This is a genomic window from Streptomyces rhizosphaerihabitans (genome assembly GCF_025399795.1).
GTDB classification, from domain to species: domain Bacteria; phylum Actinomycetota; class Actinomycetes; order Streptomycetales; family Streptomycetaceae; genus Streptomyces; species Streptomyces rhizosphaerihabitans.
The window spans coordinates 89239-111920 of the sequence record NZ_JAODTZ010000023.1 but is presented as its reverse complement, the minus strand read 5'-3'; the positions used below and the strand labels follow the sequence as shown (position 1 = coordinate 111920).

The 22682-nt window shown below is 70.5% G+C and carries 13 protein-coding genes and 1 pseudogene; 6 read left to right on the top strand and 8 right to left on the bottom strand.

What is annotated here, in order from left to right:
- Nucleotides 1-28: 28 nt before the first annotated feature.
- On the bottom strand, nucleotides 29-2494 hold the full coding sequence (locus tag N4G66_RS23255) for a SpoIIE family protein phosphatase (protein ID WP_261706100.1): 2466 nt from the start codon (nucleotides 2492-2494) through the stop codon (nucleotides 29-31).
- A 255-nt stretch (nucleotides 2495-2749) separates the two neighbouring features.
- On the opposite strand from N4G66_RS23255, the gene N4G66_RS23250 reads away from it, so the two are divergent.
- Nucleotides 2750-4816: a SpoIIE family protein phosphatase gene (locus N4G66_RS23250; RefSeq protein ID WP_261706099.1), complete on the top strand. Its 2067-nt coding sequence runs from the start codon at nucleotides 2750-2752 to the stop codon at nucleotides 4814-4816.
- 3 nt (nucleotides 4817-4819) lie between these two features.
- On the opposite strand, the gene N4G66_RS23245 is transcribed toward N4G66_RS23250, so the two are convergent.
- Both N4G66_RS23245 and N4G66_RS23240 read right to left on the bottom strand, forming a co-directional pair.
- A complete protein-coding gene (locus N4G66_RS23245; protein ID WP_261706098.1) occupies nucleotides 4820-5899 on the bottom strand; it encodes a YihY/virulence factor BrkB family protein in 1080 nt (359 codons plus the stop codon).
- Between the two features lie 89 nt (nucleotides 5900-5988).
- On the bottom strand, nucleotides 5989-8082 hold the full coding sequence (locus N4G66_RS23240) for a SpoIIE family protein phosphatase (RefSeq protein WP_261706097.1): 2094 nt from the start codon (nucleotides 8080-8082) through the stop codon (nucleotides 5989-5991).
- Nucleotides 8083-8334: 252 nt separating this feature from the next.
- Here N4G66_RS23240 and N4G66_RS23235 point away from each other — a divergent pair, with 252 nt between their 5' ends.
- A complete protein-coding gene (locus tag N4G66_RS23235) occupies nucleotides 8335-8616 on the top strand; it encodes a glutaredoxin domain-containing protein (RefSeq protein ID WP_261706096.1) in 282 nt (93 codons plus the stop codon).
- A gap of 124 nt (nucleotides 8617-8740) precedes the next feature.
- Here N4G66_RS23235 and N4G66_RS23230 read toward each other — a convergent pair whose 3' ends face one another.
- A complete protein-coding gene (locus N4G66_RS23230; protein ID WP_261706095.1) occupies nucleotides 8741-10009 on the bottom strand; it encodes a family 16 glycosylhydrolase in 1269 nt (422 codons plus the stop codon).
- A 330-nt stretch (nucleotides 10010-10339) separates the two neighbouring features.
- A pseudogene (locus N4G66_RS23225) lies at nucleotides 10340-11582 on the bottom strand (RNA-guided endonuclease InsQ/TnpB family protein).
- A gap of 47 nt (nucleotides 11583-11629) precedes the next feature.
- Between N4G66_RS23225 and tnpA the strand changes: the two are divergent.
- Nucleotides 11630-12058 (top strand): IS200/IS605 family transposase, encoded by a 429-nt coding sequence (gene tnpA / locus N4G66_RS23220; RefSeq protein WP_261706094.1) that lies wholly within the window; start codon nucleotides 11630-11632, stop codon nucleotides 12056-12058.
- Nucleotides 12059-12189: 131 nt separating this feature from the next.
- On the opposite strand, the gene N4G66_RS23215 is transcribed toward tnpA, so the two are convergent.
- Nucleotides 12190-13944 carry a tetratricopeptide repeat protein gene (locus tag N4G66_RS23215; protein WP_261706093.1) on the bottom strand — a complete coding sequence of 585 codons (1755 nt, stop codon included), beginning with the start codon at nucleotides 13942-13944 and terminating at the stop codon, nucleotides 12190-12192.
- 337 nt (nucleotides 13945-14281) lie between these two features.
- Nucleotides 14282-15454, bottom strand: a complete 1173-nt coding sequence (locus N4G66_RS23210; RefSeq protein WP_261706092.1) for a serine/threonine-protein kinase — start codon at nucleotides 15452-15454, stop codon at nucleotides 14282-14284.
- Between the two features lie 524 nt (nucleotides 15455-15978).
- On the opposite strand from N4G66_RS23210, the gene N4G66_RS23205 reads away from it, so the two are divergent.
- The 3 genes from N4G66_RS23205 (at nucleotide 15979) to N4G66_RS23195 (ending at nucleotide 19495) form a co-directional block, all read left to right on the top strand.
- Nucleotides 15979-17133 (top strand): S1 family peptidase, encoded by a 1155-nt coding sequence (locus N4G66_RS23205; RefSeq protein ID WP_261706091.1) that lies wholly within the window; start codon nucleotides 15979-15981, stop codon nucleotides 17131-17133.
- Between the two features lie 158 nt (nucleotides 17134-17291).
- On the top strand, nucleotides 17292-18122 hold the full coding sequence (locus tag N4G66_RS23200) for an aldo/keto reductase (protein ID WP_261706090.1): 831 nt from the start codon (nucleotides 17292-17294) through the stop codon (nucleotides 18120-18122).
- Between the two features lie 485 nt (nucleotides 18123-18607).
- Nucleotides 18608-19495, top strand: a complete 888-nt coding sequence (locus N4G66_RS23195) for a nuclease (RefSeq protein ID WP_315903683.1) — start codon at nucleotides 18608-18610, stop codon at nucleotides 19493-19495.
- Nucleotides 19496-19649: 154 nt separating this feature from the next.
- On the opposite strand, the gene N4G66_RS23190 is transcribed toward N4G66_RS23195, so the two are convergent.
- A complete protein-coding gene (locus N4G66_RS23190; RefSeq protein ID WP_391858864.1) occupies nucleotides 19650-22445 on the bottom strand; it encodes a hypothetical protein in 2796 nt (931 codons plus the stop codon).
- Nucleotides 22446-22682 lie beyond the last annotated feature (237 nt).

Here is a 22682-nt window from a genome sequence, read left to right as displayed (position 1 = left end):
CGGAACCGGCCGCTGAGGTCCGGCGTACTCACGGAATCTCCTGTTCGGCCCAGATGACCTTTCCCTCCGCCGAGTGGCGGGCGCCCCAGCGATGGGCGAGCTGGGCCACCAGAAAGAGACCGCGGCCACCTTCGTCCATGCTCCGGGCGTGTCTGAGCCGTGGGGCGGTGCTGCTGGCGTCGGAGACCTCGCAGGTCAGCCGGGTGTCGCAGAGCAGCCGCAGCCGAATGGGCGGTTCGGCGTAGCGGATCGCGTTGGTGACGAGTTCGCTCACGATGAGCTGCGTCGTCATGGTCAGTTCCCCGAGACCCCAGGATTCGACGACGTGTGTGGCACGGGCCCGCATGTCGGAGACGGCGGCCGGGTCCACCGGCACCTCCCACGAGACGACGTGGTCGTCGCCCAGGGTGTGGGTGCGCGCCAGGAGCAGGGCGATGTCATCGGGCTGGGGCACGGGCACGAGCTGCCGTACGACGTCCGAGCACAGTGTTTCGAGGTCGGGGTCCGACCGGGCGAGCAGTTCCCCGAGGCGTGCCATGCCGAGTTCCATGTCGTAGTGCCCGCCCTCGACGAGGCCGTCGGTGTAGAGACCGATCAGGCTGTTCTCGGCGAGTTCGAGTTCATGGCTCTCGAACGCCATCCCGCCGAGCCCGAGCGGAGGGCCCGCGGGCAGCTCCGGAAAGGTGACCTGCCCGTCGGGGGCGACGACGACGGGGGGCGGATGTCCGGCCCGGGCCATCGTGCAGCGCCTGGTGACGGGATCGTAGACGGCGTACAGACAGGTCGCTCCGAGGAAGGACGCGGTCGTGCTCCGGTCGGCCTCCTGCCCATGGGTCCGCTCCTCGCTCAGCCGGAGCACGAGGTCGTCGAGGTGCGCCAGCAGTTCGTCGGGAGGCATCTCCATGTCGGCGAGGGTCTGCACCGCGGTGCGCAGCCGGCCCATGGTGGCCGCCGCGGTGATGCCGTGGCCGACGACATCGCCGACGACCAGGCCGACGCGGGCACCGGACAGCGGGATGACGTCGAACCAGTCGCCGCCGACCCCGCCGCTCGGGTCGGCCGGCAGATAGGAGGAGGCGATCTCCAGCGCTGTCCCGCCGGTCAGGGCGTGCGGCAGCAGGCTGCGCTGAAGGGTGACCGCCGCCGTGTGTTCGCGGGTGTAGCGGCGGGCGTTGTCGACGCACAGCGCCGCGCGTGCCACCACCTCGCGTGCCAGCAGGACGTCGTCGGGCTGGAACGAGACCGGATTGATGGATCGTACGAACGTGGTGAGGCCGAGGGCGGTGTTGCGCGCCCGCATCGGCACGGAGATCAGGGAGTGCAGCCCGTACCGGCGGATGCTTTCCGCTCTCGCGGGCTCCTCGGCGATCCACAGGTCGTCGTTCGGGTCCAGGACCTGGACGAGGACCGGCTCGCCGTTGGTGAGCAGGTGCACGTCGTGGGGCGGCGGAAGGAAGTCCGCCCGGTCCCCGATCCGGGCCACGGCCTCCGGGCAGCCCTCCCGCACCGAGCTCAGACCGGCGCGCCGCATCATCGGCTTGGCGGGTGCCGGTCCCGCGTCCGACAGCCAGGCTCCGTGCCCCTCGGTGCTGAGGACGGATTCCAGGAGGTCGACGACGACGAAGTCCGCGAAGCGCGGAACGGCGAAGTCCGCGAGCTCCTGTGCCGTCCGCATGACGTCGAGGGTCCTGCCGATGGTGGTCCCGGCCTCGTTGACCAGCGACAGGAGCTGCCGGGCGTTCCACCGCTCGGTGACGTCCAGAACCATGTAACACACACCGGTGTACGAGTTGTCGACGCCCAGCAGCGGGAAGAACGAGGTGGAATAGGCGTGTCGGCGATGCGGGTCGGCCCAGCTCCATCCCAGGTACTCGTAGTCGATCACGGGCTCGCCGGTCGCGAGGACTTTGTGCATCAGTCCTTCGATGGTCTCCGCCTGGAGCCCCGGCAGCAGTTCGGTCAGCCGGCGCCCGAGCCGCTGTTCACGGGGTACGCCGCCCAGATGTTCCAGGGTGTCGTTCATCCAGACGTAGCGCAGTTGCAGATCCAGCACCGCCATGCCGACCGGTGAGTGGGTCAGGAATCCGTCGAGGAAGGCCGGGCCCACCGTCCACTGCCGTCTCCGGTCCCGTGCCGAGATCAGGAAGCACTCGCTGTCGCCCATGCGGAACGACGCGGAGACGCGCAGGTCCACGTCGATGCGCCGGCCGTCATGGTGCCGTACGGGGATGAGGCCGCTCCAGCCCATTCCGGCGCGGCACCGATCCGCGACACCCCTGACCCGCAAAGGGTCCCGGGGCAGCGCGAGCAGATGCGCGGCCGAGGTACCGACCATCTCGGCCGCCGGGTGGCCGAGGAGCGATTCGGCGCCCCGGGTCCAGCCCAGTACCACCCCGTCGCCGGACACCACCGCCGCCGCGTCGGTGGACGCGTCGAAGGGATCGCCCGGTCCTTCGGACGCGGGCGCATCGGAACCTTCCTGCGCAGAAACCATGAAGCTCTCATCCTTTACACACGACCATGTTCCTGCTTGTCCGCCCGATGTGCACGGTCCGGCGGATGATCACCGGATCCGGGCAGCGTCCGCACGGCACCCGCTCCCTGGCCCGAACATGCCAAGGCGCCGCTCTGGAGTGGGCAAGGCCGAGGGCAGGGCGCAGCATGGAAGGGCCGGGGTCGGCACACAGGTGCGCGGCGACGGCGACGGAGCCCGGCACACCGCGCCGCGGCCGGTGGAGGAGGGCCAGGAATGACAGCCGATTCCTCGCAGTCCGACAGTGGAGGCTACGAGCCCGACCCTTCCCGGCCGACCGGCCTGCTGGATGTGCTCAGCGTGGGCGCGATGGTCCTCGACGCCGAGGGACGCATCGTCTTCTGGACCCCTCAGGCCGAGGAACTCATCGGCTATTCGGCGGAAGAGGCTCTCGGCAAGTACGCGGCGCGCCTGATCATCCACCCCGAGCACATGCAGTCCGTCACCAAGTTGTTCGCCGATGTGCTGGAGACGGGGCGCAGTTGGGCCGGCGCCTTCCCCATCCGGCACAAGGACGGCAGCACCCGTCTGATGGAGTTCCGCAACATGCGGCTCCTGGACGATCTCGGGGATGTCTACGCCCTCGGTATCGCCGCCGACCACACTCTGCTCCAGCGGGTGGAGACCGATCTGGCCCTGTGCGAACAGCTGATCAACCAGTCGCCGATCGGTCTGGCCCTGATGGACCCCGACCTGCGCTATCTCATGGTCAACCCGGCGCTGGAACGGATCGACGGCATCCCCGCCGAGGACCACGTCGGCCGTCACCTGCGGGAGACTCTGCCCTTTCCCGATGTGGACACCGTCGAGTCGGCGCTGCGTCAGGTGCTCACCACGGGCACACCGCTGCTCGACCAGTACCACGTGGGCCGCCCTCCGGCCGATCCCGACCACGAACATGCCTGGTCCCTGTCCTTCTACCGGCTGGAGGACGCGGGCGGACGGGTCCTGGGGGCGGCCGCCTCGGTCGTCGACGTCACCGAACGCCATCGCGCGGCCGCCGAGGCCGACCGGGCCCGGCGTCGTCTCGCGCTCATCGCCAGCGCCTCCACGCGCGTCGGCACCACCCTGGAGGTGGAGCAGACCGCCCGCGAACTGGCCGAGATCGCCGCCCCCGAGCTGGCCGACGTGGTCGCCGTGGACGTCCTCGACTCCGTCCTGGCCTGCCGGCGCAAGCGCAGGCCGGACAACGGCCCGGAGTTCTTCCGCGCTCTCGCGCTCAAGGCGTCCCACCCCACCGTGGCACTGCGCGCCGCCGACCCTCCCGGTGACCTCGCCACGTACGAAGGTGACCGCCTGGTGACCCTGTGCGTCCACACCGGCAGACCGGTCCTGGTGCGGCACGTCGGCGAGCACGATCTGCCGCGCATCGCCCGCGACGCCGAGGGCACCGCCCTCCTGGCACGGGCCGGCGTCCACTCGTATCTCGCCGTTCCGCTGATCGCGCACGGTGAGGTGCTCGGCGCCCTCGACCTCAAGCGCACCCGCAACCCGCTTCCTTTCGACGACGACGATGTCGTCCTCGCGAGCGAGCTGGCGACCCGCGCCGCCGTGGCCATCGACAACGCCCGGTGGTTCCAGAGCGTGCGCAACACCGCCGTCACCCTGCAGCGCAGTCTGCTGCCCGAGCATCCGCCCCACCTCACGGGTCTGGAGGTCGCGTCCCGCTATCAGCCCGCCCAGGCCACCAGTGAGGTCGGCGGCGACTGGTACGACGTGATTCCGCTGGCCGACGACCGGACCGCCCTGGTCGTCGGCGACGTCATGGGCAACGGCATCGACGCCGCCGCCACCATGGGCCGGCTGCGCACCGCCACCTGCGCCTACGCCGACCTCGACCTCGACCCCGGAGACGTGCTCCACCACCTCGACAAGATCACGTGCGACCTGGAGCACTACATCGTCACCTGTCTCTACGCCGTGTACGACCCCCACAGCAAGCAGTGCCGCATCGCCAACGCCGGACACATGCCGCCCGCGCTGGCCCGTCCCGGCGCCGCCGCCAAGCTGCTGGACCTGCCGTCGGGCGCCCCCCTCGGCGTCGGCGGCATCCCCTTCGAGACCACCACGGTGGAACTCAACCCCGACGACCTGCTCGTCCTGTACACGGACGGCCTGGTCGAGACCCGGCTGCATCCCATCGACGACCGCCTGGACGTCCTCCTCAGCTTCCTCGACGAACCGGGCCTGCCGCTCGAGGAGATCTGCGACCTTCTGCTGTACGGCCTGCGCAACTCCGACGACCACGACGACGTCGCCCTCCTCGTCGCCCGCGCGAAGTAGCCCCTACGGCTTCTTCGCGTCCTTGGTGCGGCGGTGGGAGGAGACCTGCTCGCGTGTGGTGCGCCAGCGCGACCGGGCCTGTTCGACCACACTGTCCCACTGGCGGCGGACCTCGTCGTCCGAGGGGCGGTCGCCCCCACGGATCCGGGTGAACTCGTCGCGCATCTCACGCCCGAGGGCCGCCGACGCGACGATGACGAACATCGCGGCGAAGAGCGCGGAGATCATCGCGAATACGGCACCGACGGCTCCGTAGCGTGCCGCGTAGGAGTTGAACAGGCGCGGAAGGTAGACGGTCGCGCCCACCGAGTAGAGCGCGGTCAGGACGGCCGCCGTGATGCCGAACGGCAACAGATCGCGCCAGGGGATCCGCTTCGCCGACAGGTCCCAGCCGCTCCAGACGAGGAAGACGACGCTCACCGGGATCTCGCACACCGAAGCCACCACCCCGAGCTTGCTCCCCCCCAGAACCGCGTGGAGCCACCCGGTGGCCGCCGCGTAGCCGCCGAGCCCGAGGATCCACCACAGGCCGTTCCTGGTGTTGCGGACGCTGAGCGGGGTCAGTTGCCAGGTCTGTTCGAACAGTCGCTGCGCCGCGCGCGAGAAGCTCAGTACGGAGATGATCAGGAACACACCGCCGAAGACACCCACGCTGGCAGTGGTGCCCTCGGCGGGGGCGAGCAGTGATCTGACCGCCTCGGCGCCCTGCCCGGTGAGGCCGTAGCGCTGGATGATCCGCTCGGCGGCGTCGTAGTCGGAGAAGCTGCTCAGCACGGCGCCGCAGAGAATCGTGAGCGGGATCAGCGCGGTGAGCGCACTGGATGCCAGGGCCATCGAGCGGTCGAAACCGACGATCTTCTGGAAACGGTTGACGACCCGCAACGCGAAGGCGGGACGCAGCCAGAACGTCAGCGTCCTGACGAGGCGCTCGCGATTGATCCCCGCCGTCCTGTCCTCCGTATATTCGGGCCCGGTATGGCGCTGCGAGCGTAACGGACGGCCGTCCGGGCAGGGACGGACGACACGGCCGGGCGGCGGCGGCCGGGCGGGCGACGCGCGCCAGGTCACCCGGTCGGCCGTCACCGCCGGTCCCGACCGGCTCCCTCCCTCACCAGGGCGCCCTGCTCCGCGTACCCGGAGCACTCACTCGCCGGCCCAACGGCCTCGCGTTCTCATCCGCCCTCGGACAGGGCGATTTCCGCCCAGATCGTCTTCCCGCGGGCCTCGGGACGGGTTCCCCAGCGGCGGCTGACCTGCCAGGTGAGGTAGAGGCCCCGGCCACCCTCGTCGACCTCTTCCGCGTGCCTCAGATGCGGCGCGGTACTGCTGTCGTCGGTCACCTCGCAGACGATGGCGGAGCCGTCGAGGATGAGGCGTACTTCAATGGGACCGTCCGCGTAACGCACCGCGTTCGTGACGAGTTCGCTGACCACCAGAGTGGCGGTGAAGGCGTGCTGTTCCAGGCCCCAGGCCGCCAGTGCGCGCTCGGTGCAGGCGCGCGCCTCCGCAACGGAGGCGGGGTGGTTGGGCAGCGTCCACGACGCGACCTGATCCGCTCCCAGGGCGCGGGTACGGGCCAGCAGCAGGACGGCGTCGTTCTCCGCGTGCTCCGGCGTCAGCCGGTACAGCACCTCGTCACAGATCTTCTGCAGGGGCCGGTCGGCCGGCAGCAACGCACCGCTGATCCGGGCCAACTGCTCGTACGGGTCCTCCGAGACAGCGCGCAGCATGGCGGTGTTGGACATCAGGAGGATGCTGCCCTCGGCGAGCTCGAACTCGGCCGTGCCGTACTTCGCCAGACCCCGGCCCAGCGACGGCCCGGTGGGCACCACGGCGTACTCGACGGTCCCGTCGGGCAGGGCCAGCACCGGAGGCGGATGCCCGGCACTCGCGACCGCGCATCGGCGGGTGACGGGGCTGTAGACCAGGTAGACGCAGGTCGTGTCCTGGAGCTCGTCGTCGGCCGGGGCATCCGGCTCACGGGGCCGTTCTCCGCGAAGCCGGGTCACCAGGTCGTGCAGGCGCTCCAGGACCTCGTCGGGTGCCAGGTCGAGCACGGCCAGCGCGCTGATCGCGGCCCTCACCTCACCCATGGTGGCGGCGGCCCTCAGGCCCCTGCCCTCGGTGTCGCCCGTCACCAGGGCCACCCGCGCTCCGGACAGCGGGATCACGTCGAACCAGTCTCCGCCGGCGCCGAGCGGACAGTAGCTGTAGGCGGTCTCCACCGCGGTATGGCCGGAGATCCGGGCCGGTCGCAGACTGAGCTGGAGGACGCGGGCCGCCGATCGCTCCCTGGTGTACAGCCGGGCGTTGTCCAGGCACAGGGCCACGCGATCGGCGAGTTCGGCCGCCAGCGCGAGTTCGCCGTCGTCGAAGGCGTGCGGGGTGCTGTGCCGGAAGCAGTGCGCCACTCCGACCACGGAGCCGCGGGCCGCCAGTGGCAGCACGAGGACCGAATGCGCCCCCGCCTCGATCATGCGGCGCCCCCGCACGGGTTCTCGCCCCAGCCAGCCCGCGTCCGGGCTCAAGTGCTCGATGATGCGCGGCTGGAGGTCGGACAGACACTGGGCGAACGGGGTCGCCGAGGACAGGCCGATCGCCTCACCGATGGAGGGAAGGTACCGCTCGGCCTCCGGAGCGACGGAACGACGGCCCGTGCACCGCAGAGCCCCGAACTCCATCACGGTGCCCGGCGCGGATACCTCGCCCCGCAGGACGGAGTCCAGAACCTCGATCACCACCGTGTCGGCCAGCGCGGGCACCATCTCGTCGGCGAACTCCTGCGCCGTACGGAAGATGTCCAGCGTCGTGCCGATGCGCCCGCTCGCACTCTCCAGCAGGGCCAGACGCGCAGCCGCCCGTTTCCGCTCGGTGATGTCCACGACCGCCGTCGCCACCCCCATGACCCCGCCGGCCGCGTCCTCCAGCCGGAAGCAGGAGACCGACAGGACGATCTCGGGCTTGTCGGGACTCAGGTGGCCGCGCACCTCCACGTCCAGAGCCGGCACACCCGTGTCCAGCACCTCCAGCACGGTCGCCTCATAGTTTCCCGTGTAGAAGTCACCGGCCCACTCCCTCGGGTGACGGCCCAGGGCCTCCTCCAGGGCGAACGCCCGGACATAGCGGGCCGCCGTGTTGAACCGCACCAGGCGAAGCTGTGAGTCGAGGACATGCAGGCCCACGGTCGACTCGGAGAAGAGCGCCCTGAGAACGGCCTCGTCCAGCTCCGACCCCGGTCGGCCCAGTCCGTCCAGCGATGCACCCATGACACTTCCGTAGACCGTTAACCGCCCATGCATTCCGATTTGTCAGGGTTCCACCATATTCGCTCACCCGTGGCGCGCGACCGGAGTACCGGTTTGCATCGATATCCCCTGCCGAAGCGAACAGACGCGCCTCGCGCGACGGCCTCTCCTTCGGCCGACCCGGCCCCGCCCGGGTTCCGGACGCCCTGGGCACCGCCCGGCCGCTCGTCTACGCTGCCCGGAACACCGTGACGATCAAGGGGGGGGAGATCCGTGACCGGGAACGACGAGGGCGTGGTCGTCTACTGGCGGCCGCTGTGCCCGTACTGCATGAAATTGCGCCTGCGGCTGCGCTTCAGCCGGTTGCGGTACACCGAGAAGAACATCTGGGCGGACCCCGAGGCAGCCGCCTTCGTCCGCTCGGTCGCGGACGGGAACGAGACCGTCCCGACCGTGACGGTTGCGGGCACCTCGATGGTGAACCCGTCGAAGCGGCAGGTCATGTCGGCGGTGGCGACGCACGCGCCCCACTTCCTCACCAAAGGCAGGCCCTGACCCTCTCCCCGGCGCTCGCCGCCCGGTTCCGCGCCCTGCCCGCGAGGGGCAGGGCGCCAGGACCCTGGAAGGGGGTCAGGGTCAGGCGGATCGCCGTGGGCTCGGCGTCCTGGAAGAGGCCCGGTCAGCCGAGCGTCCACTTCTGGTTGGCCGTTCCGCCGCAGGTCCAGATCTGCAGGCGGGTGCCGTCGGCCGAGGAGCTGTCCTTGGCGTCGAGGCACTTGTCCGCGCCGGTGTTCGTCAGATCACCGGCGGAGGTGAGGGTCCACTGCTGCGCCTTCGTACCGTTGCAGCTGTAGAGCTGAACCGCGGCCCCGTTCTCGGTGGAGGCGGCGAGTACGTCGAGGCACTTGCCCAGGGCTCGTACAGTGCCGTCGCTGCCCACGGTCCACTTCTGGGCGTCGGCCCCGTTGCAGCCGTGCAGCTGGACCGGTGTCCCGTCGGCGCTGGAGGCGCCCGCCACGTCGAGGCACATGCCACCGATGCCCTTGATGGCTCCGGTCCTGGCGGTGGGCTGGGAAGTGTCCGCGGCCGAGACCCGCACATAGTCGACGGTCATGGTCTGCGGGAAGGAGGTGCCGGAATCCGGGCTGCCGGGCCAGTCACCGCCGACCGCGAGATTCAGGATGACGAAGAACGGGTGGTCGTAGACCCACTTGTTGCCGTTCACGTCGGACGGTGTGCGGGTCTCGTACGTCTGCCCGTCCACGGACCAGGTGATGGCGGTGGGGCTCCAGTCGACGGCGAACACGTGGAAGTCGTCCGCGAAGGCCTTGCCGCCCGGCAGGGTGTACGCGGCGCCGATGCCGCCGGCGCCGGAGTATCCCGGGCCGTGGATGGTCCCGTGCACCGTGCCGGGTTCCTTGCCGACGTTCTCCATGACGTCGATCTCGCCGCTGTTCGGCCAGCCCGCGCTGCCCAGGTTGTCGCCCAGCATCCAGAAGGCGGGCCAGACCCCCTGTCCGCGCGGCACCTTGATGCGGGCCTCGAACCGGCCGTAGGCCTGGGTGAAGGCCCGCGCGGTGTTGAGCCGGGCCGATGTGTACTGGCAGGTTCCGTTCCAGCACTGGAGTCCGCTGTCGCTGTTCTTGCGCGCGGTGACGACCAGGTGGCCGTTCCCGTCGAGGGCGGCGTTGCCGGTGCTGTTCGTGTAGTACTGCAGCTCATGGTTGCCGTTGCCCGAACCACCGGTCTCCAAGGTCCACTTGGCGGAGTTCGGCGCGCTTCCGGCGGCCCCGTCGAATTCGTCGGACCAGGTCTGCACGACCGAGGCGGCGTGGGCCTGGTTCGCGGCGGGACCCGTGGTGGCGAAGAGGACGCCACCGGCGACGCCCGTGGCGAGGAGCAACGCCAGTCCTCCGAGGGACCATCGACGTGCGCGATGAGCAGCCATGGCTGAACACACATTGTCTGTGGGGAGTTTGAACCCGTACTCCGGCCCGTGCCCGCTGTGCGGGCGATGAGAGAGCATCGATGAGAGCGCTCTCCTGCCAACGGTGGACGGCACCGGTGGGCCCCGATGCTACGCACGAGTTGTTGAGAGGCCAACTGACAGCCGAGCACACCAAATCACTCTGAGCTGCGGTTACTTGCGGAAGCACGCGGTGCCCATGGTTCCTTAAGGCGCGTTTAACCCGTACTTAAGAAGGAGCGTTCCGCTTTCGGGATGTCACCCGTCCGGTCTGTCGTGACTCCTCCCCGTCCTTCAGGACGGGGCTTCTCGCTATGCCGGGTCGGCGTCGCGACGGACCAGCCCGGCCCGTAGAAGGTTGAGTGCTCCCACGGTGTCCGCGTGCGCAATATGTCCGCAGGCGACGCAGTGGAACTTTTCCTGTGTGGGCCGGTTCTCCTTGGCGGTGTGCCCGCAGTGGGGGCAGGTGCGGGTGGGGGTGCCCCCGGACGGAGTCTGGGGGAGTGTTGCGGGGGTCCACGGCGATCACTCCCCGTCCGGCGCTTTCAGCCTTGGCGTGCAGGATCGTCAGGAACACCCCCCAACCGGCATCAGCGATCGAACGGTTCAGCCCGGCCTTCGCCGCAGCCCCGTTCGGCAGGAACACGCCCGACCGGCCGGGGTCGGGCTTCGGCGCCGGGGCCCTGCTCATGTTGCGGATCTTGAGGTCTTCGTGCGCGATGACATCGTGCGCGCGGACCAGGCCGAGCGCGGTCTTGTGCGCGTGGTCGAGCCGTTGGCGGCGGACCTTGCCGTGCAGGTGGGCGACCTTCTCCACCGCGCGCCGGTGGTTGCCGGTGCGGTCCCTGGCCTTGCAGCGCGGGAACCGGGACAGGGCCTGCTGCGCGGCCTGGAGCCTGGCGGCCGCACGGCGGCCGTGGCGCGGGTTGGGCACGAAGGCGCCACCCGAGTCGGCGAGGAAGTTCGCGATGCCCAGGTCGATCCCGACCACGCTGCCGGTCGCGGGCAGCGGCTTTGGCTGGTCCTGTTCGGCGGTGAGCATCACGAACCACTTGCGGCCCTCGCGCTTGACCGAGACCGTCTTGACGTGGCCGGCCACCGGGCGGTGCTGGTTGACCTTCACATGGCCGACACCCTGGAGGCGGACCCGGGTGACCGGGTCGTGCGGGGTGGAGTCCCAGCGGCAGCCGTCCCCGTCCTTCGGGAACTCCACCGTGTCGAACCAGCTCACCCCGCGAAAACGCGGGTAACCCGGGGTGTCGCCGGACTTGACCCGACGGAAAAACGCGGCGAACGCCTTGTCCAGGCGGCGCAGAGTGGCCTGCTGCGAGGAGAAGGACCAGCGGCCCTGACGCTCCGGGTCGAACGCCCGGATCTCCTTGAGCTGCGCGGACTGCACCCCGTACTGGACGCTGGTCTTCGACGGGTGCCGCCAGGCGTCACGGCGCTCCTGCAAAGCCCCGTTGTAGAGAGAGCAGTGATCCCGCAGCATCTCGCCCAGCGCCTGCGCCTGCCGGACGGTGGGCCGCAGCAGGAACTTGTACGCACGGATCATCCAACCCACCCTCCGGTCAGGTTGGCTTGATCCTACTGTCTCAACGTATGTCACCACATTGGAAACCAGATCCCCATATAAAACGAGGAAATGACGTCGTCGACCACCTGCACGCCCACTTGATGTCCGTCACCAAGTACCGGCGGGAGGTCTTCAACGACGACATGCTCAGGCGCTGCGAGGAGATCATGCGCGATGTGTGCCGGTCCTTCGAGGCCGAGCTGCGGGAGTTCAACGGTGAAGGCGATCACGTTCACCTGCTCGTGCACTACCCGCCGAAGATCGCCCTGTCCAAGCTCGTCAACAGCCTCAAAGGCGTCAGCTCCCGCTACCTGCGCGCGGAGTACACCGGCCGGATCGATCCGGCCGGGACGAGCTCGGTGTTCTGGTCCCCGTCGTATTTCGCCGGCTCCTGCGGCGGCGCGCCACTGAGCATCGTCAAGGAGTACATCGAGAGCCAGAAACGGCCGGCCTGACCCCCACCCCCCAGACGCAGCGAACTCCGGCGCTTCGCGCCTGCGGGCCAAGGACCGCATTCCCGCCCGGCCCGAAGGCCGGGATTCCCTGCGAAGATCAAGGGATGGATCCGCCCGATCGCCGCCGGAGTTCAGTTCCCGTCCGGCAGGCGGTCCTTGCTCCCGGTTCCGGACCAGCGGTACACGAACGTCGGGAAGTCCTCACCGGTCGCTCGCGTCCAGGCAGATACGACCGTGTCCCGGTGTTCCGCGCGGGCAAGGGCGAAGGCGCGGAGACAGCGGACGTGGACGCCCGTCCGGTCGGTGCGGCGGGTGAGCGCCAGCAGAGAGCACAGGGCGGTGACCGCTTCGTCGGTACGGCCGTCGGCCAGGTGGGCGCGGGCCGCCGCTTCGAGCGCGAGGGCGAGGCCGGACCGGGTGACGGCCAGGTCGGCGGCGTGCCGGTCCCTGCCGGGACCCGCCGACTCGTCGCCAAGGATGCTCTCCGACTCCGCGTAGCAGGCGACAGCCGCCTCGTGGTCGCCGTTGCAGCGCAGCGCGCGGCCGAGCACACGCAGACGGCGGGCCGTCAGGGAATGATGGGCCGACCAGTCGGACTCGGCCAGGCGGCGGGTGAGGGCGACCGCCTCCCGGGCGTCCCCGATCGCGCGGTCGAGGTCTCCGTCGTCCTGCCGGATCGAGCTCAAGTCCGATAGAGCAGCGGCGAGTTGCGGTTCGTGACCAGCGGGGTCGAGGTTCGCCGCGCGTCGGCGTACGGCCACTTCGCGCTCGCTCGCCCACACCGCCGCCCGAACGTCACCGGCCGCCTTGTGGCAGTCGGCCAGCCGCTCCAGGCAAGTAGCGAGGAGTGGATCGTAGACATCCGGCCGCTCGGCGACGAGGGCGTCGGACACGTCCACCGTCTCTCGCCGCGCGATCGACTCCGCTCCTGGTTCGCCAAGTGCGCCGAGCTGGTCGGCAAGGCAGTCGAGCGCCGTGATCAGCAGCGACTCCCCCGCCCTCCGGTCCCTGCCGGTCAGGGTCCGGGCCTCATCGACGGCTTTCTCGGCGCTCGTCCGGGCCGCGGGCAGGTCTCCGGTGGCCTCCAGGCAACGGGCCAGGTCCACGAGAAGCCGTACACGCACAGGCCGTACGGTGCCGCGCGAGGCCCACAGGGTGATCGGGTCGGTGGCGTCCCGCGCCTCCAGGCCGACGGACAGCGCTTCCTCGTACCGGCCCAATGCCCGCAATCGGTTGGTCAGTTCACTCAGTACGCGCACCCGCAACAGCGCCACGCGCCCCAGTTCCCGCACCGACATGGTCCGCAGCAGCCCGGCGCACTCCTCGTAGGCGGCCACGGACTCCTCCGTGCGATCCAGGGCGGCCGACACCAGCGCGTACGTGCGCAACGCGCCCGGGAGACCGCCGAGGGCACGATCCCGGCGGGTGGGGAGAAGACTGCGGTAGGCGGACACGCACTCCCCCGCCGAGACCAGTGCGTCGTCCCGACGCCCCAGGTCGAACTGCGCCTGCGCCCGAAGATGCAGCAGGTGCGTCCGCCGCGCCGGCGACCACCGCGCGCCCGGTACGGCCAGTGACGCGTCCATCGCCGTGCAGGACTCTTCACAGCGGCCGACGAGCAGCAACGCGGAGGCGTGCTGGACCAGACTGCGGGCCAGGAGGTCCCGGTGTCGCGGGCTGGGCTCCTCCGTCTCGACCAGCGCCCGGTACACGGCCACCGCCTCCTCGGCCCAGGCGACCCGGCGTTGCGGCGACGCGGGCCGCAACAGCACCCAGCCGGGGGTGAGGCAGCGCATCAGGGCGGCGCCGTGCCACTGCCGCCCTGGACGCGGACTCAGCCGGGCCGCCTCCCGCGACAGCGGCAGCAATGTACGCACCAGCCCCATCAGCGCCTCCCTCGGGAATCCTCGACCAGAGGACGTCCGAGTGTCCGTCCTGGTTGCCCGGACGGACGCCGACGTCACCTCAACTCGCCTGCTGTGGAGCCCGATTGCCGCTGCGACCAGGGGGCCGCCGTGTTCATCCATCCGGCTTCCGGCTTCCGGCTTCCGGCTTCCGGCTTCCGGCTTCCGGCTTCCGGCTTCCGGCTTCCGGCGGGGATATCCGGGGCAGCACCTCGGATCACACCCGCGTGGCTCCGCATGGGTGTGCCATGTCCACGCCCGCACGCTCCCCGGCCGGGCATCGGCGCATCGCCGCCGGCCTCGGCCTCCGCGTGGCCGGTCACGACCGTGCGGGAGACGCCCCCGGCTCCGAGGCCGCGGGTGAGGACGTGCTCACCGCGCCGGTCGAGCCGGGCTGCGGGGTCTGCGCGGAACTGCTGTCGGGCGAGAACCACGCCACGCCCACGAGCACCGCCAGAAGGAAGACCACCGCTCCGGCGGCCGCGCCCACGGCTCTTCGCCGGTCGGCGAGGAGCTCACCGACCCCCGGGCGCCGGCGTCGGCGCGACCGGTGGCCGCCCGCGGTGTCCCTCGCCACCGACGGCAGGGCGTACGTGGTCGCGGGACCGGTGGCCCTTGTGTCCTGTCGGTCCTGCCGGTGGCGCCCCGGCTCCGGCATCGCGGCCGGGAGCGGCTCGGGACGCCCCTGCCAGGCGCCCGTGCCGTACCAGGCGGCTGCCTGAAGTGCGGTGGGCCGGCCATCGGGCTGCTTGGCGAGAAGGCCGAGCAGGTAGTTCTCGAAGGCGGGCGGCAGGTCGGCACCGAGTTCCCGGGGCGGGGTGGGGGCGGTGTCGAGGTGGTGATGGAGGACCGCCACGGGGCTGCCGGCCTGGAACGGCGGTCGGCCGGTGAGGAGCTGGTACAGGACGCAGCCGAGGGAGTACATGTCGGACGGCGGCCCGGCGGTCTTGCCCAGGGCACGCTCGGGAGCCAGGTACAGACTGGTGCCGACGATCTGTCCGGTCGCGGTCAGGCCGCCCGCGGGATCGTCGAGGAAGCGGGCGATCCCGAAGTCGCCGATCTTGACGTTCCCTTCGGCGTCCAGGAGCAGATTTCCCGGCTTGATGTCCCGGTGCACGATGCCTTGTTGATGAGCGGCGGCGAGCCCCGCGGCGGCCTGTGCCGCGATCCGCGCGACGCGCTCGGCGGGAAGCGTCCCGGCACTGGCGAGGACACGGGCGAGACTGTCGCCCTCGACCAGCTCCATCACGAGGAAGAGCCGGTTCTCGTACGACCCGAAGTCCAGGACGCCCACCACATGCGGATGGTTGAGCAGGCCCGCGGTCTGGGCCTCCAGACGGAACCTGGCCGCGGCGGTCGGGTCGGCGTCCTGGGAGAGAAGCAGTTTGACGGCCACGGACCGGCCGATCATCTCGTCGTAGGCCCGCCACACCTCCCCCATGGCGCCCCGCCCGAGAGTGGTGTGCAGCCGATACCGCCCCGCTATCAGCACTTGTGCTTCATCCTCACGCCGTTGGGATCTCGTCGATCGCCACGGGTCAATGCCCTACCGAGCAGGAGTGATCATCGGGGCGCCGCAGCAGGTTGAGCCTACTGCCAACACGACAGTGATCAGACGCTGTTCACCCTCGGCCTCAAGATCGCGGAGAACCGGTCGGAGTGCCACCGGACGTTGACTGAATGTGACACCAAAAGTCGACCCAGGGTTCGCCGACGCGGACATATGACAGCGGACCGGCAGGGGACTTCCGGCACGCCGTCCCACCTCCACACCCACACCCACACCCACGCCCACGTCCACGTCCACGTCCACGTCCACCGCAGAAGAGCCTCCGTGCCGCCGACCACGATCCGAGAAACCCTTCGCACCCCCGGAAGCAGACCGTCCGAGCGGCCGGCGCATTGGTATGGACCTAGTCACGACCACCCACTACCCTCGTTCACGCAACTCTGAGAGCGCTCTCTCCTGCCCTTCGCCCCACTCACCGACCATCGGATCGACGAAAGGCAACTCCCTTGAGACGCACCACAGTTCTGCGCATCACCCTGTCCGCCGGCCTGCTCGTGAGCACCGCGGCGCTCGGACTCACCCAGGCCGCGGCCGGCGAAGCCCCCCTCACCGCCGCAGCGTCACGGGCACCCGCCTCCTCCGCACTGATCTCGGCCATGCAGCAGGACCTCGGACTCACCAAGCAGCAGGCGACCGCCAGGCTCGCCGACGAGACAACGGCACGCGGTGTCGAGCGCACCGCCCGGCGCGCGGCCGGCACCTCGTACGGGGGCTCCTGGTTCGACGCCAAGAGCGGTCGGCTCGTCGTGGCCCTCACCAAGGCCGCCTCACGCGAGGCCGTGGAGGCGACCGGCGCCCGGGTCACCCTCGTCGAACACAGCCAGCGACAGCTCGACACCACGATGGCACGCATCGACGCACTCGACGCACCGGCCGGTGTGGCCAGTTGGCACGTCGACCCCAAGGCGAGCTCGGTCGTCATCAACGTGGTCTCAGCCCACAAGCATGACAACGATGTCCAGGCTTTCGTCGCCCGTGCCCGCACATCCGGTCCCGTCACCGTGCGCCAGACCGACAAGGCACCGAGGACGTTCGCCGCCGGCACGGTGGGCGGAGACCCCTACTACACGGGCAACGTCCGCTGCTCCATAGGCTTCTCGGTGTACGGCGGTTTCGTCACCGCGGGACACTGCGCGCAGCCGGGCGCCGGCGTCAGCGGCTGGGATCACAGCTACATCGGCAACTTCCAGGGCTCCTCGTTCCCGGACAACGACTACGCCTGGGTCAACGTGGGCAGCGGCTGGTGGACCGTCCCCGTCGTCCTCGGCTGGGGAACCGTCTCGGACCAGCTCGTCCGAGGCTCGGGCGAGGCCCCCGTCGGAGCGTCGATCTGCCGCTCGGGGTCGACGTCGCACTGGCACTGCGGCAACGTGCTCGCGAAGAACGAGACCGTCAACTACAGCCAGGGCGCGGTGCACCAGATGACCAAGACGAGCGTCTGCGCCGAACCCGGCGACTCCGGTGGCTCGTTCATCAGTGGTGACCAGGCGCAGGGCGTCACCTCCGGCGGCTGGGGCAACTGCACCAGCGGAGGCGAGACCTGGTACCAGCCCGTGAACGAGATCCTGAACCGCTACGGGCTCACGCTGCACACCGCGTGACCCGACCGCACCGGCCCGCCCGTCAAGTGGGCCGGTGCACCGGCGGGTCACGCAGGGATCGGGGGACCCCTGCGTCGAGGGGCGCGCCCATGTCGCCACGACGGCGGCAGCCGTGCACGATGGGAACGTACCTCTCGCAGATTCGGAAAGGCTCTCCCGTGATCAGCATCCCGGCCCACACGGCCCATGACGGTACGAAGATCCCGGCCGTCGGCCTGGGCACCTGGCCGATGGACGACACACAGGCCGAGGAAGCCGTGAGCCACGCGCTCGGCATGGGCTACCGACTTGTCGACACGGCCACCAACTACCGCAACGAGACCGGCACCGGACGAGGTGTCGCCCGCGCCGACGTCCCTCGCGAGGAGATCGTCGTCACCACCAAGCTGCCGGGCAGGCACCACGGTCACGACGAGACCCTCGCCTCCTTCGAGGAGTCACGCGGCCGCCTCGGGCTCTCCTACATCGATCTCTACCTCATTCACTGGCCGCTGCCTCGCGTGGACAAGTACGTGGACTCCTGGAAGGCGATGATCGAGCTCCGCGACGCCGGCCTGGTGCGTTCGATCGGCGTCTCGAACTTCACCGCCGAACACCTCACCCGGCTGGAGGCGGAAACCGGGGTGCTGCCTTCGGTGAACCAGATCGAGCTCCATCCCTACCTTCCACAGGACGAGTTGCGCGCGTTCCACGCCGACAAGGGCATCGTCACGGAGAGTTGGAGTCCCTTGGGCCGTGGTACCAGCCTCCTGGACGACCCGGCACTCGGAAAGATCGCCGAGACGCACGGCGTGACACCCGGTCAGATCGTGCTGCGCTGGCACACACAACTGGGAGCGGTCCCCATTCCCAAGTCCGCCGACGCCGGGCGACAGCGGGAGAACCTCGACATCTTCGGATTCGAGCTGACCCCCGCCGAGATGGCGGCCGTCGCCGACCGTCCGCGGCGGCGGCTGGGCGGTGACCCCACGACACACGAGGAGTTCTGAGCGCTCAAGGACCGCACTCGCGTCGCCCCTCCGCGCCGGGGCGCCGACGCGAGGGGTCCTTCCGGTTCCTCGAAAGCCCGGACGCGACGTCCCTCCCACGGTGTCACTTCAGGTTCCCGCCTCCGGCGGCACCGGCGCCGTTCACCGCGCGTGGGCACCCGACCGGCATGCGACGCCGACGTTTTCCCGCCGTGCACCTGGAACTGGTCACTCTCCTCGAGGACCGCGCCGTCATCACCTGGTTCGCCGGAAGTCCCGCCGACGTCAACGGGCAAGGCCGGATGCAACCGGTCGTGACCGAGGGTGAAATCGTCTACGGAACCCACCCCGCCCGGCTGAACCGCACCGTCTCCGAAGCGCACGTCGTACGCCACGTCCTGCCGGACGCCGCGCGACGGTCCGCTCATTGCACGACTTCGGGTACCCATCGCGCTCCGCCGAGGTGCCGCGGGACGCCGGGCGGGTCATCGTGGAGGGGCCTTGCGATGGATGGGGGAACCACCATGCCGATGCTGCTGATCAAAGGGTCGTACAGAATCGTCGGGGCCAGCCCCGACGGCGACTCGGTTCGCTTCGTTCCGGACGATCCCGGGGACTGGGACCTGTTGCGCGGACGGAAGGTGCGCCGCAACCGGGTCGGCGGGGCGCAGCTCCGGCTGGACGGGATCGACACCCTGGAGACCCACTATCGGCCTCCGCACGGGCCCGAACTCCATCAGCCCGCGCCGTACGCGGGTCAGGCCGCGGACGCCCTGCTCGGCTGGCTTGGATTCGGGGAGGTGGAGCGCGGTGCGAACGGAATCGTCAAACACAGTGCGCCCGAATCCGTACCCGGCTACATCTTGACCCGCAGCGCGGACGTCCACGGGCGTTGTGTGGCTCTGGCGGGCCGCGGGACGGACGCCCCGGGTGCCAGTGGCGAGCTCGTCACCGTCACGGTCGAGCATCTCCGGCAGACCGCCAACCGCCATCAGCTCGCCGAAGGCCTGGCCTACCCCACCTTCTACCGCAACCTGTTCGTCGACCTCCGTCAGGAGCTGTCCGGGGCGGCGGGAGAGGCCCGTCAGGACGGACGGGGGCTGTGGCCGGCCGACGAGACCCAGAGCGGGGCGAAGGTGGAGGGCCGGCCCACGCTGACGGACTCCGCGGTGCTGCTGCCCAAGCTCTTCCGCCGTCTGGCGGACTACCTCCAGCTGAACGACGGTGACCCGTCCCTGGACGGCTTCCGCCCCTATCTGGAGCAGCGTGAGGACCGGCTGTTCGTCCTGTCCAGCGGACAGTGGACCGGCTTCGACACGGTCGTCGAGGTCACGAACGGCGACACCGTACGGCTCAACCGTCTTCCGGAGGATCTCGTCTTCGACGAGAAGTAGACGCGAAGCGGACGAGAAGCGGACGAGAACTGCCCGAGTGGTGGGCGAGAAGCAGGCGTTCATACGTCCACGCCTGCGAAGCCGGTCCCGCGCGCCGGCCGGAAGCCCGGCTCCGAGGGTCCGGGTCCGGCCGGCGCGCGGGGTCAGCGGCGGGCTACGCGGGGTCGTACACCGTGCCGGTGAACTCCGGCCCGTCGTGCGCACCGGTGCCGTCGTCGACGGTCAGGCGCAGCCGTACCGTCTCCTCGGGCTCGGTCACGGTGTCCGCGACGGTGGGGATGGTGATCTCGGCGCTCGTCCGGCCGGGCGGGACATCGGCGAAGAGGAGGAGTCCGCTCACCTGGGACAGCGGCCGTGACGGCAGCGGTTCCTTGCCTGAGTTCTCCCGCAGCCATTGGGGATCGACGTCGGTGGTGGACAGTTCGGCGCCGCCGGTGACCGGCAGGACGGCGATGTCGGCCGAGATGTCCACGTCGGCCGCGGTGGAGAGGGACACCCGCCAGGTCAGGCTCCGGCCCTCGGCGGCGCGGGCGGCGGCCGGGGTCACCTTGAGGGTGGGCGCCGGATCGTCGTTCAGGGCGGTGACACCGCCTCGGTGTGCGCCGATCACCGTGCCGTGGACCGCCTTCACGAAGACGTCGTGCGACACGTCGTAGCCGAAGCGTGTGTTGCCCCGGACCTCCACCTTCACATCAGGGCTCCGGCCGCCTGGTCGCACGGCCACCTCACGCGAGATGGTCCGGCCCGTTTCCGGATCGGCGACGAACAGGCGGACCGTGCCGCTCCCGTGCCCGGAGACCTTCACCGGCACGTGGTAGGTCCGGACGCCCGTGTCGCCCTCCTTGACGGCCAGCCGGCCGATGTCGACGCGCGCCAGGCCCGCGGCCCGCGCGGCGGGGGTTCCGGCACGCCATCCCCATGAGTCGATGAGCCACGCCTGCCCGGACCGGGTGCGCGGGACGATCTGAAGCGTCGCCACCCTGTGCAGGTCGACTCCCGCCCGGGTGGCGGCTGTCAGGGGCAGCCGGACCTCCTGGGCCCAGTGGGAGGCGGTGCGGCCGGTTCCGGGGAGGCCGTCGAGGTGGACGCGCCCCAGGACCGCCCGGTGGCCGGAGGTGTCGGTCAGGGCGACGTCGAGCCGGGTGTCCCTGGTGTTCGGCGGAACGATCAGACGCATGGCCAGAGCCCGGGAGCCGGAGATCGAGACCGGCCTCGCCGAGCGGACCCTGACCGGGGAGCCTACGGCTGTCCACCGCAGCGCCACGGCGCGCCGGCCCGGCTCCTTGGAGGTCTCCCACTGGGCGAAGTGCGGCGAGACGCCGTTCGTACCGGAGCCGAGGCAGGCCGCGGACTCGTTCTCGTCCACCTCCTGGCACAGCCGGCCGCCGTCGACGGAGACCGGTCCGTCGGGAAGGAACGCCGGAGTGCGGCGTGCGCCGACCGCGTGGGTGAGGACCCGCGCGGGGTCGGCGGAGGGCGCGCGGCGGCCCGAGCCGTCGAGCAGCGGCCGTACACGGTCGTCACCGGCGACGAACAGCCGCGCGGCGGCGGCGATGTAGGTCGCGCCGGCGGTCTGCTGCTGACGGGCCGTCAATCTCGTTGCGGTGCCCGGTGAGCACACCCGGTCCCGCTGGTCCCCGCTCCAGAAGTCGTCCTCGGCCGGTGCCTGGGCCTGGCCCGGTGTCCACTCGCTGTTGAAGAAGTTGTGGTCGGCGCCGACCATGTAGACGGCGCTGTGCAGGGCGGCACCACGGCTGACCCCACGCGTCGCGTCCACGTACATCTCGCCCTGGAGGTCGGACACATCGCCGTCGCAGCCGGGCAGGATCGTCGCCGACGGTACGTCGGGTGCCGGGTTCTGGCCGAAGATGGTGGGGCCGATCAGTACGGTGCCCCGGATGTGCCAGCGCACCGGCCCGCGGTAGCCGTCCCGGTCGGCCGGAGCGGGGTAGAGGCTGTCCATCGCGGCCCGGTTCACGCCCTCGCCACCGCGCGAGTGGCCGACCAGCAGGACGCGTGACAGATCGGCGGCGGCCGCCCGTCGTACGATCGCGGGCGCCGAGGCCGGGCGTGCCGCCCAGTCCGCCCAGCGGGCCAAGTGCTGGCGCACCAGGGACGATCGAGCCTGCGCGCCGCCGTCCTCCGCCGCGTAGTCCTGTCCGTTGACGCCGTTGGCGGCGATGGAAACGGTCACATATCCCTGCGAGGCCAGCAATTTCTGGTCGGCGAGGTAGCCCCGATAGCTCGGGATCGGCTTCGCGCCCGCCGGGCAGGGCCATTCACCGCCGGTCTCGTCGCCGTGGCCGGTGTAGCAGGTGGAGTGGCGGCCGTGCAGGAACAGGGCCAGCGGACGGTGTCCCGGGGCGTTCGTGGGCGCGACCACCACCGCACGCATCTCCACCGGCTGGGAGAACCCGGGCAGGCGGATCGACGCGAGCGCGTAGTCGCCCGTGACCGTCCGGTACGCGCCCGGCTTCCCAGGGTCAACCGCGTTGGCCGGAAGCCGAGTCGAGGGCTGGGCCGTGATTCCGGGCCGTTGCCCGGCGGGCCGGTTCTGCTCAACACCCGCCGCGTCCAGGCGCCGTTCACCGGTCCGTGCCTGAAGGTCCGACGGCTTCCCCAGCTGTGCCGCCCCCAGCGCGAGCCGGAAGGAACGGCCGTCCGGCGCGCCGGCGGGCCGGCCGAGGAACCGGTCCCCGGCATAGAACGCGACGCCTGAATCACTGATGGGCACCGGAGCGTTCGCGCGCCAGACCAGTTGTCGCGCCGCTCCCTCGCCGGTGACGCTCCACCCGGCGGGAAGCGGGCCGTCGGAGTCCGCGGCCGGCGCAAGTCCCGCGGACCGTGCGGAGCCGGCTGTGTTCTGCTGTGCCTGAGTCGATCCTGGCGACCCTGCGACCGCTGCGAGTAACACCGCAGCGACGATCCCTATTCGCCGGACTCGGAACAAGGTTCTTCTCCTCTTGGTCGGCATTCGCCCCCGTCGCCCCGTTGGTCCCGAGACGCTCCCCCGCCCCACGAGGACGGCAGGCGAAGCCGAGGGGTTGCCTCATGTCGCCGGCGTTTCACTGCCTCAACTCCCTTGCACAGAAGTGGAGTCGGACAGTCCGGCGAGGCGGGGAGGTGCACCGGCAGCGGAGTCGGTGCGGCTGCCGACCTTCGTCACGCGTCCGGGCCACCGTGCCCG

What these genes read in the sequence shown, in the direction of transcription:
- N4G66_RS23255 (WP_261706100.1), bottom strand. Translation starts at nt 2,494, where the DNA reads ATGGTTTCTGCGCAGGAAGGTTCCGATGCGCCCGCGTCCGAAGGACCG.
- N4G66_RS23250 (WP_261706099.1), top strand. Translation starts at nt 2,750, where the DNA reads ATGACAGCCGATTCCTCGCAGTCCGACAGTGGAGGCTACGAGCCCGAC.
- N4G66_RS23240 (WP_261706097.1), bottom strand. Translation starts at nt 8,082, where the DNA reads ATGGGTGCATCGCTGGACGGACTGGGCCGACCGGGGTCGGAGCTGGAC.
- N4G66_RS23230 (WP_261706095.1), bottom strand. Translation starts at nt 10,009, where the DNA reads ATGGCTGCTCATCGCGCACGTCGATGGTCCCTCGGAGGACTGGCGTTG.
- tnpA (WP_261706094.1), top strand. Translation starts at nt 11,630, where the DNA reads ATGTCACCACATTGGAAACCAGATCCCCATATAAAACGAGGAAATGAC.
- N4G66_RS23215 (WP_261706093.1), bottom strand. Translation starts at nt 13,944, where the DNA reads ATGGGGCTGGTGCGTACATTGCTGCCGCTGTCGCGGGAGGCGGCCCGG.
- N4G66_RS23195 (WP_315903683.1), top strand. Translation starts at nt 18,608, where the DNA reads ATGGATGGGGGAACCACCATGCCGATGCTGCTGATCAAAGGGTCGTAC.